This is a genomic window from Leptospira fluminis (genome assembly GCF_004771275.1).
Lineage (GTDB): Bacteria > Spirochaetota > Leptospiria > Leptospirales > Leptospiraceae > Leptospira_B > Leptospira_B fluminis.
In genome coordinates this window covers 118214-132923 of sequence record NZ_RQEV01000015.1, presented here as the reverse complement: position 1 = coordinate 132923, position 14710 = coordinate 118214, and the positions used below count along the sequence as shown (strand labels likewise).

Sequence of the window (14710 nt, the reverse complement as noted above, 5' to 3'; positions counted from 1 at the left end):
TCAAACGCAAATCGTTCAGGCTTTTTCCAGAACGAGCAGCGTGATTTCGGAAGGGGCTCCGATCCGCAAAGGCGGCCCCCAATATCCGGTTCCGCGGCTGACGTAAAGTTGCGTATCTTCCCAGCGGGAAAGACCTGCTACGAATTTCTGGAAAATGTGAATCAAAAGATTTCCGGGAAAGTACTGACCTCCGTGGGTGTGGCCGGATAATTGCAAATGGAATCCTGCCTTGGCCGCTTCGAAAACCGAGTTGGGTTGGTGCGCCAACAAAAGTTTAAAATCCGCAGCTTCCGTACCGAAAGCCGCCTTTTGGGGATCTGTCTTGTGATTCGGAAGGACGGAATGGGCCTTGTAGTCCGTCACCCCCGCAACTGCGATTCTGGATCCGTTGTGGGAAATGAGCTTATTCTGATTCAGTAGAACCTGTATTCCCATGGATTCCAATTCTCTGATCCAGGCGAGAGCACCAGAATAATACTCATGGTTTCCCGTAACGAAATACGTTCCGTATTCGGAAAGAAGGTTGCGGAGCGGAAGAGTGTGTTCCTTGAGAAGACTCACCGGTCCATCCACCAGATCCCCGGTAATCGCGACCAAATGCGCGTTCAGGGCGTTCGTTCTTTCCACCACGTCCTGCAAAAATCCGCCTTTAATCGTCGGACCGATATGTATGTCCGAGAGCTGCGCGATCCGGAAACCTTCCAATCCCTCCGGCAATCCTTGCACCTTGATTTTGACTTCTTTGATGGAAGGCTTTTTATGCGCTTGGTAAAAGCCGAAAGCGGTCAACCCGCCGGTGAATCCCAGGACCGCCAAGGAAGTCAGCTGCGCCAGAAAATCGGAGCGGCTCATATCGGAGGAATTTCCTTGCGCGAATTCGCTCGGGCCCGGAGAAAAATACCCGGAGATGTATACCCATCCTTTCCATACCAACTTGCTTAAATCGTGAAAGATCACGAAGGAAAAGAGAAGGGTAAAAAATCCCAAACTAGTAAACGCCGCGTAAGCCCAAAGTTTTTGCCACTGGGTTTCCCGATAGAAGAGACTGAAAAAATACGCCGTCGGCGTAAGTAGAACGAAGAAAACAACCGAACCCAACAGAACCGCTTGTTGCCAGGAATTCAGCCGAAAGGGTTCGCTCAGACGAAACAGCGAATAACCGTACGCCAGCGATAAAATCGCCGTAAAGATTCCGAGGAAAATAAAAAATCTCTGCAATTCAAACTCCATGCCTACGATATCCGACCTGGGGATTCCGTTTTCTGTTCGGGAAAAACCTGGGACGCAGGGGAAACTAGGGCCTTTCCGCCGTTTTTAGGGTCCGGAAAAACGACAATCGTTGACTTTGCATCGGATCCGTGCCAGTCTGGGCGCATCTATGACTCCAGTCGATTCAGTGTCTCGCAAATATCGTAGCTTGCTCAACACGAGCACGATTCTGAATGCCAACCTAGACCTGTATCAACTTCTCCCTCTGATCATGCTATATTCGAAAGATCTTTTGGAAGCGGAGGCCAGTTCCCTTTTTCTATTGGACGAGAAAGACGGCTTTTTGTACTGCGAAGTCGCCTTGGGAGAAAAAGGGGAGATCATACAAAAATACGCTCGGCTGGAACCCGGCCAGGGAATCGCGGGCTGGGTGGCTCAGGAAAAAAAAGCCATCCTGCTGGAAGACGCCTACACCGACAAAAGATTCAATCCGTCCTTGGACCAAAAAACCGGATTCCGGACCCGTTCCTTAGCATGCGTCCCTCTTTTCGTGCAGGACCAGGTCATCGGCACTCTCGAAATCCTGAATAAATCCGGAAACCGCAGTTTTGATTCGTCGGATCTGGAGGTCCTTGCCTCCCTTTCCGAAATTGCGGCGATCGCGATCAAGAACGCGAAGACTCACGAGTCTTTGAAGAAGCGTGTCCTAGAATTATCCCTATTATACGAATTCGAAAAACTTACCGTAGCCGAAAAAAGCATCCAGGAATTGGGAAATTGGCTGATCGATAAGGTTTTGGAATTTTTGGAGGCGAAGGCCGGAACGATTTACCTGGCGGATCCCACTCTAGAAGTCTTACGGATCCTAGCCGCAAGAGGAATTCCGGAAGAGGCCATCCATGCGATCCAAGTTCCCTATGGAGAAGGCGTATCCGGATGGGTCGCCAAAGAAAAACAAAGCCTCCTCATCCAGAATCTGGAGGAAGATCCGCGCTACGACAAAAACGCAAAATACAAATTCGAAGCCAGCTCTCTCATTTCCGCTCCGTTGCTGTATAGAGGAAATCTTTTGGGAGTGATCAGCGTAAACAATAAGTATTCGGGTTACGCGTTCACGCATGCGGACTTAGAGATGCTCGGCGCGATCGCGAACCGACTCAGTGTCACGATCCAGAACGCGAATCTCTTCCACAAAGTGATGGATTCGGAAAGGGAGCTTCGGCGGGCCAGAGAAGTCATGACACGCATCCTTCCTTCCGTGCTTCCGTATGTTCCAGGATTGGATTTCGGCGTGCAACACATTCCCTTCGATAACGTAGGCGGGGATTTTTATAACGTAATCAAATTGGACGAGCACAGGACCGCAGTGTTGATCGCGGACGTCTCGGGCCACGGACTCTCGGCTTCGGTGGTCGCCGCGGTGATTCATACCGTAATGGAGACATTCGAAGAGGAAACCTTGTCCAGTCCTTCCAAATTTTTTACCGCGCTGAACCACGCTCTTTATAATAAGCTCGCCGGAAATTTCCTTACCTCCTTCTACGGAGTAATACATACCGGAACCAACACTCTGGTGTATTCCAACGCGGGGCACAATCCTCCGATATTGTTTCGCAGAGCGGAAGGAACTTCGTTGCCGCTGGAAACCAAGGGGAAATTGGTCGGGGTCATTCCGGATCTGTTCTTCGAGGAATTCGTGACGTCCTTCCAACCGATGGACCGTCTCGTATTGTACACGGACGGAATTACGGAACATTCCAACGAGGATAGAAGCAGAAGGTACAGCGACGATTTACTTTCTCTTGCGGTTCGGTCCTTTTCCCAAAGTCAGGCCGGCGAAACTTCGCTCGGACTCATCAAAGAATGTCGCAACTACTGTAGGCGGTCGGATTTCGAGGACGATGTGACCTTACTCATAGTGGATCGGATCTAGATTTTCGAGAACCGGACGATCGCTTCGGGAACTACGCCGAAAACCTGGTCCATAGCCGCAAGTCTCCAGTCCTCTCTGGTCGGAAAAAACATCTCCCGAAAATCCTCTCGGACTCTTTCCGCTGCGGTTTCGGACTTGGATCCGAAAAAATGAATCCGATTTTCGCTGATCATCAGAAAACTTCCCCTTAGAGCGCCGCGAAGATTCAGGTTTCCGAAAGTTCCCATCTCTACGGTGATCGGAAAGAGATCCTTGTCCTTTCCGAATAGCTTTCCGAAAAAGTCCGTAAAATCGCCCGACGTCCTATAAAAGTCCTCTTCACCTTCGTTTAACAAAAGCCCGAAATCTCCGAATACCTTTTTTAGGTTTCGATCTTCCCGAGACCCCGGAGGCGCGTTCTGCATGAGACTAAGAGCGTTCCTTGCACCGTAACCCGTGTGAAAGTCCAGGATCAGGATTTGTTCGTACTTCTTCAACGTCTTACGGAAGAATTTGCGCAACTGCCGTACTACCGGCTCGGGTTTTCTCCCACCATAGTAGATTCCGCCCGGAAATTCGTACTGACCGTTGACCGCCGCGTCCATAACGTATTTAGCTCCGAAGCGGGTGACGATCCCGAAGAAACGGAGTACGAAAAGGAAATATTCCCAAGCGATGTAGCTGAACTTTCTGGGAGGATTGAGAAAGGATTGGATTTTGCGATAACCTTTGTTTTTGGCTTTCTTGTGGAGTTTCTCCCGCTTTAAGGCGAAGTTCCGATTCAGATCCACGTTTCTTTCGTTTACCCTTCTCATACTTTTGAAGCCTTCCACGTTGATCCCGTGCAAAAAGAGAAAATCCACGTTTTTAGGAAGGGAATAGGAAGGATGGTCGTTCAAAAGATATTCCTCGATCCATCTGCGCTGAAAGGCCGATCCTGCGAATCCTTCCACACCGTGTATGCCGGAACTCATAATCACGATCTTTTTAGGGACCTTTTTTTTGTTCCCGATCAGGTATGTGTCGATCTCTCCCCCGCCTTTCGGGATCTCCAGGACTTCGTGATGAAAACGGAGGAAGTTCTTTTTCAAACTTCTGCGATAGGAAAGAAAGGCTCTACGACAAGCGTCGTACGTCTCTAGGTAGAACGAAAGCAGATCCACGTTAAGGAAATTCTTTAAAACCGACGACAGGGGTCGAAAAGAATTTGTACCGAAATGATTACGATTTGATTAAGGTTTTTTCCCGCGAGCGGAGCGGAACCCGGATTTTTCCGGGAGAAGCAAGGATCAAAACGGATTTTTTTTCGTTTTTTCTCGCTCAAAGCGATTATCCCTTGTTGGATATTTTAATCGGAATAGGGATCCGGATTAATCCGGATCGGAAGCGGTATTAATCCTAACGATATAAAAAAAGTATCTTAATCGATCGGTCGTTATATTACATTCAATTTTTATAAAATATTTTTCCGTTTTTTCAGTAAGAACCTCGAACTACCAGATGTCTAACTTAGTACCTTAAGGAGGTATGAACCATGGATGCAGTCACCATTTTCGCATTAGCGCTTTTGGCTGTTCCTGTGTTTGCCCGGTTCGCCCGAGTATCAAAGGACGCGATGAATCGTTATCACCTGATAGGATTGGGAGGTCTATTCCTAATTCTTGGTGAAGCTACGAAGATTACGGCTGTTAAGGTAACCCCTATAGCAACCGTTCTTCCTATGATCGACATCGCGACCGCGATCCTAGCGTACGCGGGGGTACTTTTCGGGGTAGTGTGGCTATCACTATACTACGTCAAACACCCGAACGAAATTTAGAAAATCCTCCGAAACGAAAAAGAGATGGAGGCGGGACTTTTGTCCCGCCTTTTTTATTTTCCGGCGCAATTCCCCTCCTTTCCTTAAAAGAAAAGAATGGTCCTAAAACGAAACCTATTCTATCCATGTATTAAGAATGGAAGCGGAACTTTTTCAGACCCAAGGGAAACATTCACTTCTGTATGTGGCGGACCCTCTGTGTACCTGGTCCTACGCCTTCGGGCCCTCTATCGCCGCATTGAGGGAAAAATATTCCGACAAAATCGAATTTTCTCTCGTGTTGGGAGGGTACCGCTTCGGTTCGAATGTGGAGCCGTTCACACAGGAAAGCACGGATCGTCTGAGGTACGTGTGGAAGGAGGCGGAACGAATCTCAAAAAGAAAGTTCGATTACGAAATCCTAAAGCGCAGGGATTTGGTCTTGGATTCGGAACCTTCTTGCAGGGCGGTGATCGCCGCTCAGAGACTCGCCCCCGGAACGGCCTTCGAATTTATGGACTCTCTTTCTTACGGATTCCATGCCTTAGGAAAGGATCCGACCGATCCGGAAGTCTTTATCGGGATCGCAAGAGACTTCGGAATGAAGGAATCCGAATTTCGGGAACTATACTCGGCAAAAGAAACCGTTTTGGAAACGGAGACGGACTTCAACTACGGCTTTCAACTTGGTGTCACCGGTTTTCCGACTCTCGTTTTTTCCGACGGTATCGAAAGGGGAATTTTGACCAAAGGATATCTTTCCTTCGAAGAAGTGGATTCCATTTTAGCCGACTATTTTCGATCCATCGGACGGTTTTAAGACCCGGTTCGAATCAGCGTCCGTCTTTTATCTTATCCGACCGAATACGGTCCAGGATATACTGGAGCTCTTTTTCATTGCCTATATATATGACAGTGATCATATAATCCTTTGCAAGAGCTTCCGGAACGGAACCTATCCGCAAAATACGTAATATTTCCGCACTTGCTTTTTTGGAGGAAAGTCGACGGAATACACCTAGTAGCATCCGATCGATCCGGGCATCCTTGTTCAACTGACTTAAAAGAAAATCCTCGAATTGGGGAAAGGTTTGAGCGTTCAAAGCGGAAACGAGTTTGACGAATGCCAACTGCCGAATCTCCTCATCGGACGGATAAGCTTCCAATACGGCATAAAGAATGCCCGGCTCGTAGTAAGTGTACGAGTTCAGAGATTTGACGATCGTCGCACGATCGCCTTCCGACAAAGCTTGCTGCAGAGATTTGACCTTTTTTTCGGGAACTACCTCGATACGGGCACGATCAACATTACCGTTCACATCGAAAGCGCTACGAAAGAAAAGATCCCCGGCAAAAAATAAGGGTGTAAGCAAAACCGAAAAAGGGAGGAAGGCCATCCGGGTCATATATCCGTTTTCCGGGTGCGGAGTCCAAAGGGCGCTTATCGTATCCCGGTACGCGTCGGGAATCCGTATGATGGGATGGACGATGAATAGATCCAATAGGCCGGCAGCCAATCCTACCGGTAGATAAAAAGGAGCCGCGAGGACTTTCGGAACCGGCTCTTCCGGAACCAGATGTTTTTCCACCCGTACGACCAAAGGAGTGTTGTTCCGGTTGAAGATGGCGCAATTCCAGTTAGAGACACAAAGACAGATGAGAATCGTGAGAAGAATTCCTTTCCGGTATTTTAGAGTCATTTCGCCTTTCCCGATCCTTTAAAAAGCGATTCCGCTTCGCCCCAAAAAATCGACCAAAAAGAAGAGCGGAGTCACAGCCAATTTAGGAAAGAAAACTATGGTTTGAAAAACCACCCCTCCCGTCGGATCCATCCAGATGACTTTGTAAGTATCCTCCAACGCATCGGGGATCACACTAATCGGATGCAGGACAAGGCCGTCTAAAAACAGCGAAACGACTCCGACAGGAATCGCGACGGGAGAAAGCGCGACCTGGGCGACGGCGCTTTCCGGACGTATTTTTTCGTCCAGATAACTCGTGAGGATTCGGTTCTTTCTCTGAAATACAGCGCAGTTCTCCAGGAAGGAAAACACGAGAAAGATCGGGAGAGAGACAATAAAAATCCGTTTCATGAAAAAAGGGCCTTTATTGTGATCATGCAAAAGCCCTTTGTCCACAAATTTTTTCCCGAATTCCGTACTCCTATCTAACGATCACAAGCTTGGTCTCTTCCTCCAGAAAGGCTTCCGCAGCTTCGGACCATTTCGCTTTCCGCGTCGTTACTCTAGAAGGATCGAACCCCTCCTCTTCAACCAATCGCAACATTTCCGGAATCCATTCTCGGGACTTAACTCGGCCGATCTTCAAATTTGCTCCAGTATTATAAAGTTCTAAATAAGGAATCGGCAATGCATTTGTCCAAAAAATGGAGCAGGAACCGAAAATCCCGTCCACACCCAGGGAGCGAAGCCCGCATTCCCAACCTTCCTCGCTACCGCTGGCATCGGCCACGATATCGAACTTTCCGAAATTTTTCGGGAACCCCGAGATTTTTTCAGCCTTTACCCCGAAAGAGTCCGCCAAGTCCAGACGCTTCTTGTCCGTATCCACGTAGACGACTTCGGCAGCGCCCATGTGCTTGGACAAGGCCGCCGTATAGAGACCGATACTGGCCGCCCATCCTCCAAGTATTAGAATTTTTTGATCTTTTCTTTCCTGCAAAAATATTCCGGCGAGTTTCCACGCTTCTATAAGATTGTCGTTAATGCTTGCGATCGCGGCCGGATCCGTATTAGCGGAAAAGGGAACGAGCATCTCTTTTGCGTAAGGAACGAGAACCGAATCCGCAAGCGCGCCTCCGTATTCCTTACCTCCTTTTCCCATTCCGTAGGCGCTGGTATGAGGAACCGTACTGCAACTCTTGGATTGTCCCGTTTCGCAATTATGGCAATGTCCGCAGGAAATCTGGAAAGGAACCGCCACTCTGGTACCGAGAGGAAAAACATTCTCTAGCTCGGGACTCACTTCCCGGATCTCGCCCACAAATTCATGCCCGACGGGAAAAGGCGCGCGGAACAAAGTCTCTCCCCGTAGAATCGGTAGGTCTAAATCGCACCTGGAAACCGCGAGGGGTCGCACCAAAGCCTGATTCGGACCTGTGATTTTAGGATCCTCCGTCTCCATCCACTGCAAGGTATTTTTCTTTACGAACATCAATCGTTGCATGAAAACTCCCGATAGACCGGAAAGTCTATCCATAAGCCAACTCTGAATCACGATAGACTAATTAGTCTATCCTTTTATTATAGGCCCATGAAAAAATCGGAAAATTCCGCTCCGGGCCCTTATGATCGCTTGGTGCAAACCGCGATTCGCTTAATCTATACGCAAGGATATGCGACAACCTCGGTCAATCAGGTGATAGAAGAGTCCGAATCCCATAAGGCCAGCTTTTACCGGTATTTTCAGACTAAGGAGGATTTGGGAAAAAAGTATCTGGAGGTTCAAGCTGCGGAATTTCAAAACGGTTGGGAAAGGCTGATGGACCGCTCTTCGGGACCGATAGAATTCGTAGAACGCTGGATGGCCTTACTCGGAAAACAGGTCCGGGCCAAAAAATATTTCGGCTGCCCGCTGGCCAGATTCATGGGGAGCGTGGAAGGACAAAATCCCGAATGGTCCAAACAAGCCAGTGCAGTATTGGAAAGTTGGATCCATTGTCTGGAACTATATTTCGAGAATTGTAAAACGAAAGGATCGCTCTCTAAGGATTTTTCCTCCCGGAAAAAGGCGGAACGCTTTATGAAGCTTTTCCAAGGAAACTCCCAATTCTACATGATGACGGGAGATCCGAAATTCTTCCGGGAACTAAGGGAGGAAATGCTTTCCGAACTCTGAAAAAGGATCAGTCTCCGTTCTTATTGGAATCCTCGTCCCCTGCCTCCCGCTTAGCCACATAGTTTGCGAGAGCAAGTACTGCGCCGCCGAGAAATGCGGAGAAAAAACCGGGCACGAATATTTTACCCGGAAAAATATCCCCGATGATGAGTAATACGATCGCGTTAACGACGAGCCCTGCCAAGCCCAAGGTGAGAATATAGACGAGGTAGCCGAGACCTAGTGTTATGATCACGAGCAGCCATCGAAGAACGAAATTCAGAAATCCGAAAAATAAAACAAGAACGAGTACATCCCACCAGCTCCCTGAAACCCGGAACAACGGATCGATAAGCGGAAATACGTAGATCACTACGAGCGATTGAAGAGCGATCGAAAGAAGTAATTTGGCCATAAACCTTCCTAAACGGTAGAATCCAAAAATTGTCCTAAATGCGGAGGGAGCCCTTCGGGAGGAATCACGACGGTTTGCGGTTGTACCACACGGTTATCCGAAACGGTTGAAATTTCCCGAGTCTGGTCTCCCACGGAGGCTGGTGCGATCGAGTCCGAAAAAAGGATCTGACGAGAGCCGACGGCCATGTAAGGCATAAATCCCTCAACTCCCCTCGAGGATTAATCCGCAATCCATCTTTTCCATTCGAAAGCCTGTGCCCAATATATTAGATAAAAAATACGTGACTAAACCGAGCGCAAAGGATGCATACGTGCGTCTTTCGTCCACGATTCCGGTTCCGCGAAAATAAAGTTTTACCGAACGGAACGATCTTTTGCTGGTATTCGGATGGTTCGCCGTGACGTCCTCAACTCCTAGATTGCAATTGTGGGAGAGGTGATTACCGTCCAAATAAAGATAAAAATCCATCCTTTCCGAAACCAGAAACGAACTCCTTCTGAACAAGGAACCTTCCAACTCGAGCTCCTTCGAACGTGCTCCCGCTCCGACCAGAATCGGAAACTTGGCGTACTCCCTGTCCGTTCTTCTATCCTTTCCTTCGGTTCCCGTATAAAACGTGGCCCTGATACTGGCCGGGTCGTATTTATCGGCATCGTCGAACTGGATCAGAACCGGCACGGATTCTCTCGCAGGCTCCAAGACCGGTAGAGTCATGGACTTGTTCTGTACTGTGGAACAGCCTATAACCGAAACCAAAAGCGCCAGAACAGAATCGAAATATTTTTTCGGAACGATCTTCATCGAGGATTTCGATCAATTTTCCATGCAAATCCGCTTTTGTCCAGCCAAAAGCCCGGCATCGTTTTTCGCGGAGACTCCCGAAACGAATTTGACTTTTTTGACGGAAAGTATTGTGACTGAATCGGGACCTCATTGTCTTTGTTTTGTTCCCAAAGGAATGGATATGAATAAAAGCGACTCGATTTTGATCGAAAAAAGGAATCATGTTTTTCTGATCTGCTTAAACAGACCGGATCACAGAAACGCGATGAATACGGAGATGCTGAATCGTTTAAGCGAAGCGTATACCGAATTCGAGAACGACCCGAACGCGAGGTGCGCCGTAGTTTACGCAAACGGAATGCATTTTACCCTAGGATTGGAACTGAAGGACGTCGCCGATACCCTCAAAAAAAGGAGGACTTATACATATTCCGAAAATCAGATCGATCCATGGGAAAACGGAGCGACGAAAAGAAAAAGGACTAAGCCGGTAGTTTGCGCCGTTCACGGTTTTTGTTTTACCTTGGGAATAGAATTACTCTTGGCATCGGACGTCCGCATCGCGGCGGAAAAGACAAGATTCGCACAAGTGGAAGTCCAAAGGGGTATTATGCCTTTCGGAGGCGCCACTTTCCGCTTCGTGCAGAGCGCAGGTTGGGGAAATGCGATGCGCTACATATTGACCGGGGACGATTTCGATGCGGAGGAAGCCTACCGAATGGGATTGGTTCAGGAAATCGTTCCCAAAAAAGCGTTGCTCGAACGCGCGATCGCCTTAGCCGAAAAGATCGCTGAGCAAGCTCCGTTAGCAGTGCAAGCCGCCATTTCTTCAGCCAGAAAAGCCCTCCTGGAAGGGGAAAAGGAAGCGGCAAAAGACCTGCTACCGATCACTCTGGGCCTGATGGACACCGAAGACGGAGAAGAAGGAGTGCAGTCCTTTTTGGAAAAACGAAAGGGGAATTTTCAAGGAAAATAAGCCGAGCAGACGCAACTCAAGAGAGCCGGAAATAGGTTTGTAATTTACAAATATCTGCATTTCTAAAACGATTCCAACTTATGGTAAAAGAAGGAATCGTTAAAATTCGCTTAACGTGCCTGATTCTCGCCTTTTCCTTTTCCCAAATAACCTGTTCCTCTTTTCCCCGCTCTCAAAAATCGAGGATCTCGAAAGACAATAGATACTTCCTTTTGTACCAAAACGACGAAGGAAAATTATTCATAACCGATCTAAGCGTACAATCCAGATATTCGGATGCGATCGCCGATCTAAGAAAATTCCACGAGGAAATTATAAAACCTCTGGAAAGGCGTTTCGATCTTAGGTTGCACGACATCGATAGAGATACCACCGAACTTAAAAAAGACAGTACTTCCATCGTTCGACGATTGGGAGCCGCATTAGCGATCGCTTTGGTCGTTCCGGTTCCGGGGGCTTTCGAGACGACCTTAACAGTCGGTCTGATCTACGTGACCTATAAGAAGATCACGGAAAAACCGGAAGATGTGCTTAGAAAAAAACACGTAGAGGATCTGATCGGCGAATGCCAAAAAACGGAAAAAAGCCTGAAGAATTTCCGGGACGATCATCTGACTCGATTCGTTTCGAAATGGGAGAATTTGTTTCGAGAGGAAACGAATCATTTCGTGAATTCGGACGATGAAGCCGACATCCGACTTTTGGATTCCCTCCGGGAAAAATACCAATTGGATAAGGATTTGCTGAAAAAGAGCGCCGAATTCGAATTAAAATCCTCCGCGTATCATTGTAACAGGGGACTCCTCCCGTCGGAAGAAAAATCCAAACCCGAAAAAAGCGGTTCTATTTCCGAAAAGCCGGTAAAGAAATAAAGGAAAAATGAATGGCAATTCGTACGTGTTCGGCCCGACTATAAGGTATGGATCCAAGATTAAAAAACGCACTGGAACGCCTGAAGTCCGGAGATGAATCTGGAGCCAAAGAAATCCTATCGGCCTGGACGGAAGAAGAGCCCGAAAACGCTGCGGCGAAATTCCATTACGGCATGTGCCTTTCCCAACTCGGAGAATTGTCTTTGGCGGAATTTCAACTTCAAGAATGTTTAAAATTGAATCCGGGCCATGTTCAGGCCTGGGTCGGACTCGGCGTACTATATGCGAAAAAGAAGGATAAGCCCAAGGCGGAATTCCATCTTTCCAAAGCTCTGGAGTTGGACGATTCCGACTTATACGCGAGGAAAAACCTTGCCGCCGTATACACGGGAGCTTCTAAGTTCGAACAAGCCTTAGATCTTCTGAAAGGATTCAACGAACTCGAGCTGAACGATTCCCCCACCTTGTACGCTCTTGCCATTTGCTATGTCCGTACGAATCGATTCGCCCAAGCAGAAGAGACGTTTCGTAAATTGGAGTCCGTAGGAGTTCCCGACTCCGTCAAAAAGGAATATGTCCAATTGAAGCAACTTCTGGAAGAGAAGCGTTTCGAACAGGGGGGAATCTGGAGCTTTTTAAAGAACGACGGAGAAACCTGAAATTTTCCTTGACGGGCAATAGAACCCATTTACCTGTTAGGTAGAAACGTATGGTACAGCCTTCCTTCCAAGCGAATTTGCTCGGACTCCTCCTTCTCCTACTCGGAGACTAAGAGGGGCAAGGATCGCTGCGCGTGCAAAAAACCCGCCCCTCTTTGGGCGGGTTTTTTTGTTTCCGAAGACTCCGGAACCAGAAAGGGCCTCCCCGAAGGGCGAAACGGAGAAGAACTATGGAAACAAATGCAACCCCCGAAACGGACCGACGACCGACCTTTCCCTCTTTTCAGGAAATCTTCCAGACGAATTCCGCTCTGGCGATTCCGCGCTCTACCCCTTTTTTCATGGATGTGACCCTCAGGGACGGAAACCAAGCGCTTCGTAAACCTTGGAATCTGCGGGAAAAGGAAATCATATTTCAACAATTGTTAAAATTGAACGTGCAAGGAATCGAAGTCGGTTTTGCATCCGCCGGCAGTCAGGATTTCGAGGCGTGTTCCCATTTATCGCGACTGGCGCCTGACCGGGTGGTGATTTCGAGCCTTTCGAGAGCGGTAGAAGAGGAAATCGAACTCTCCTGGAAAGCGATTCATAAGGCTGCCCGTCCTAGAATCCATATCGTCTATCCTGTGAGCGATTTTACGATCCGAAACGTATTGAGAATTTCGGAGAAACAGGTAAAAGAAAATATAATGCGATCGGTCTCTTATGCGAGAAAATTCGCAGGAAACAGAGGAGAAGTCCAATTTTCCGGAGAACATTTCGGAGACGCATTAGAAAATATTGAATTTACGATCGAGGCTTTCCGAGCCGCTCTGGACGCAGGGGCAGACGTGATCAATTTACCGAACACGGTGGAACGATACAGGCCCTTTCTGTTCGTCGCGATGATACGCAAAGTAGCGGAATCCTTGCCGCAAGGTTCCCGAATTTCCGTCCATACGCATAACGACTTAGGTATGGCAACGGCCACGACAGTGGAAAGTTTCTTTGCGGGAGCCACTCAGTTGGAAACGGCTTTGAACGGATTGGGGGAAAGGGCCGGAAACACGAACACATACGAAGTCGCAGTGGCCTTACACAATTGCGGGGTCAATTTGGATCTGAACCTACAAGCGATCTACGAGACGTCCAGAATCGTTGCCCACATGTCCGGAGTCCCCATCCCGGAAAAAGCGCCTTTGATCGGAGAAGACGTGGTCGCTCACCGCAGCGGGATCCACCAAGACGGCGTTTCCAAAACCCAGAATTTGAAAAAAGGAGCCTATCGCGCCTTCGACGCGGATTTGATCGGGCGACCGGAAGGCGACAGAATCGCTTTTACAAGCCAATCGGGAAAGTCCGCTATATTCGAAATTCTGAATACTGCCGGAATAAGAGTTTCTAAGGAGGAAGCTTTACGCTTGCAGCCGGCGCTGAAATCCCGGTCCGAAAAGGAAGGAGGCGGAGAACTCTCTTTGGAACAAATGGCGGAGGAACTGCAGAGATTGAGAAGTATAGAATCGTAAAGAAACGGATAACGAAGGAGCTCTGCGGACCGAAATTCCTTTTCTAAAAGGAAGCGGTGTCGCGGGCTTAATTCTCCCGTTTTACGATTCCGTAAAATATGATATTGTCCAATTCTCTGACAAGATCCCGGATCGTGTAGGGAGTGTGGGCCAAAAAGCCCGGATCGAACATAGCTTCCGTGGATGCAGCGTGGATCAATAGAACGATATCGGGATTCACGTCGGGACGGATGTCTCCGTTTTTGATCCCGGTTTCGATCATTTTGCGCATCGTTCTGTTGATGTTCTTTTCCTTCTGTTCCGCGAAGATTTTCCAAAGATCCGGAACCTGATTCCGGATATCCCTGAGAAACTCGTTCATTCCTTGGGGAATTTCCCCGCTTAGACATTCCTGCATTGCCTGCAGTTTTTCCTTAATGCTTTTGTCCGGATCAGCATGGATCTTTTCTATCTTTCCGTGGATGCGAAGATGCTTGTGAGTCATCAGCTCCATCAAAAGGTCATGTTTGTTCGCGAAATACTTGTACAGAGTTTTGCGGCTGATCCGAAGCGTTCTCGCGATCTCTTCCATACGGGTTTTAGCGAATCCGTAACGAAGAAATAACTCGAACGCTTTATCGAAAATCCGAAGCTTAACTTCGTCCGGTTCCGTAACGATTTGCTGTTCCACGACGGTTTGCATTCTAACTCACCCCCTGCTCCCGAGGAAACGCTTTTTTACGGTATTTCCGATCGGGAGTG

Annotated in this window: 17 protein-coding genes; 8 read left to right on the top strand and 9 right to left on the bottom strand. The window is 48.2% G+C overall.

Annotated elements, in window-relative coordinates:
* Positions 1 to 15: 15 nt before the first annotated feature.
* Complete coding sequence (locus EHO61_RS14960; protein WP_135814368.1) at positions 16 to 1230, bottom strand: metallophosphoesterase; 1215 nt, start codon at positions 1228 to 1230, stop codon at positions 16 to 18.
* A gap of 148 nt (positions 1231 to 1378) precedes the next feature.
* Here EHO61_RS14960 and EHO61_RS14955 point away from each other — a divergent pair, with 148 nt between their 5' ends.
* On the top strand, positions 1379 to 3142 hold the full coding sequence (locus EHO61_RS14955; RefSeq protein WP_135814434.1) for a GAF domain-containing SpoIIE family protein phosphatase: 1764 nt from the start codon (positions 1379 to 1381) through the stop codon (positions 3140 to 3142).
* Here EHO61_RS14955 and EHO61_RS14950 read toward each other — a convergent pair.
* Positions 3139 to 4284, bottom strand: coding sequence for a M14 family metallopeptidase (locus EHO61_RS14950; protein WP_135814367.1), 1146 nt, complete (start codon positions 4282 to 4284; stop codon positions 3139 to 3141). The genes EHO61_RS14955 and EHO61_RS14950 overlap by 4 nt on opposite strands.
* A 371-nt stretch (positions 4285 to 4655) precedes the next feature.
* Between EHO61_RS14950 and EHO61_RS14945 the strand changes: the two genes are divergently transcribed.
* The gene (locus EHO61_RS14945; RefSeq protein ID WP_010414189.1) at positions 4656 to 4940 is read left to right on the top strand and encodes an LIC10816 family protein; all 285 of its coding nucleotides are present in this window, start codon (positions 4656 to 4658) and stop codon (positions 4938 to 4940) included.
* Between the two features lie 136 nt (positions 4941 to 5076).
* Positions 5077 to 5739: a DsbA family protein gene (locus tag EHO61_RS14940; protein ID WP_135814366.1), complete on the top strand. Its 663-nt coding sequence runs from the start codon at positions 5077 to 5079 to the stop codon at positions 5737 to 5739.
* A 13-nt stretch (positions 5740 to 5752) separates the two neighbouring features.
* On the opposite strand, the gene EHO61_RS14935 is transcribed toward EHO61_RS14940, so the two are convergent.
* The 3 genes from EHO61_RS14935 to EHO61_RS14925 all read right to left on the bottom strand — a co-directional run bounded on the left by EHO61_RS14935 (position 5753) and on the right by EHO61_RS14925 (position 8105).
* Positions 5753 to 6619 carry a hypothetical protein gene (locus tag EHO61_RS14935; RefSeq protein ID WP_135814365.1) on the bottom strand — a complete coding sequence of 289 codons (867 nt, stop codon included), beginning with the start codon at positions 6617 to 6619 and terminating at the stop codon, positions 5753 to 5755.
* A gap of 18 nt (positions 6620 to 6637) precedes the next feature.
* Positions 6638 to 7012 carry a hypothetical protein gene (locus tag EHO61_RS14930; RefSeq protein WP_135814364.1) on the bottom strand — a complete coding sequence of 125 codons (375 nt, stop codon included), beginning with the start codon at positions 7010 to 7012 and terminating at the stop codon, positions 6638 to 6640.
* A 70-nt stretch (positions 7013 to 7082) separates the two neighbouring features.
* Entirely contained in the window at positions 7083 to 8105 is a 1023-nt protein-coding gene (locus EHO61_RS14925) for a zinc-dependent alcohol dehydrogenase (protein WP_135814363.1), read from the bottom strand.
* Between the two features lie 87 nt (positions 8106 to 8192).
* Here EHO61_RS14925 and EHO61_RS14920 point away from each other — a divergent pair, with 87 nt between their 5' ends.
* Positions 8193 to 8777: a TetR/AcrR family transcriptional regulator gene (locus tag EHO61_RS14920; protein ID WP_135814362.1), complete on the top strand. Its 585-nt coding sequence runs from the start codon at positions 8193 to 8195 to the stop codon at positions 8775 to 8777.
* 7 nt (positions 8778 to 8784) lie between these two features.
* Here the strand turns inward: EHO61_RS14920 and EHO61_RS14915 are convergent, their stop codons facing one another.
* From EHO61_RS14915 to EHO61_RS14905, 3 genes are read right to left on the bottom strand one after another with little or no spacing between them, the layout of a single operon-like run.
* Entirely contained in the window at positions 8785 to 9171 is a 387-nt protein-coding gene (locus EHO61_RS14915; RefSeq protein ID WP_135814361.1) for a phage holin family protein, read from the bottom strand.
* An 8-nt stretch (positions 9172 to 9179) separates the two neighbouring features.
* A complete protein-coding gene (locus EHO61_RS14910) occupies positions 9180 to 9368 on the bottom strand; it encodes a hypothetical protein (RefSeq protein ID WP_135814360.1) in 189 nt (62 codons plus the stop codon).
* 7 nt (positions 9369 to 9375) lie between these two features.
* On the bottom strand, positions 9376 to 9975 hold the full coding sequence (locus EHO61_RS14905) for a hypothetical protein (protein WP_135814359.1): 600 nt from the start codon (positions 9973 to 9975) through the stop codon (positions 9376 to 9378).
* A gap of 163 nt (positions 9976 to 10138) precedes the next feature.
* Here EHO61_RS14905 and EHO61_RS14900 point away from each other — a divergent pair, with 163 nt between their 5' ends.
* The 4 genes from EHO61_RS14900 to leuA2 all read left to right on the top strand — a co-directional run bounded on the left by EHO61_RS14900 (position 10139) and on the right by leuA2 (position 13969).
* Positions 10139 to 10933 (top strand): crotonase/enoyl-CoA hydratase family protein, encoded by a 795-nt coding sequence (locus tag EHO61_RS14900; protein WP_135814358.1) that lies wholly within the window; start codon positions 10139 to 10141, stop codon positions 10931 to 10933.
* Positions 10934 to 11013: 80 nt separating this feature from the next.
* Positions 11014 to 11805 carry a hypothetical protein gene (locus EHO61_RS14895; RefSeq protein WP_246032160.1) on the top strand — a complete coding sequence of 264 codons (792 nt, stop codon included), beginning with the start codon at positions 11014 to 11016 and terminating at the stop codon, positions 11803 to 11805.
* Positions 11806 to 11852: 47 nt separating this feature from the next.
* Positions 11853 to 12464, top strand: coding sequence for a tetratricopeptide repeat protein (locus tag EHO61_RS14890; protein ID WP_210415351.1), 612 nt, complete (start codon positions 11853 to 11855; stop codon positions 12462 to 12464).
* Positions 12465 to 12694: 230 nt separating this feature from the next.
* Positions 12695 to 13969 carry a 2-isopropylmalate synthase LeuA2 gene (gene leuA2, locus EHO61_RS14885; protein ID WP_135814357.1) on the top strand — a complete coding sequence of 425 codons (1275 nt, stop codon included), beginning with the start codon at positions 12695 to 12697 and terminating at the stop codon, positions 13967 to 13969.
* 67 nt (positions 13970 to 14036) lie between these two features.
* On the opposite strand, the gene EHO61_RS14880 is transcribed toward leuA2, so the two are convergent.
* A complete protein-coding gene (locus EHO61_RS14880; RefSeq protein WP_135814356.1) occupies positions 14037 to 14651 on the bottom strand; it encodes a TetR/AcrR family transcriptional regulator in 615 nt (204 codons plus the stop codon).
* Positions 14652 to 14710 lie beyond the last annotated feature (59 nt).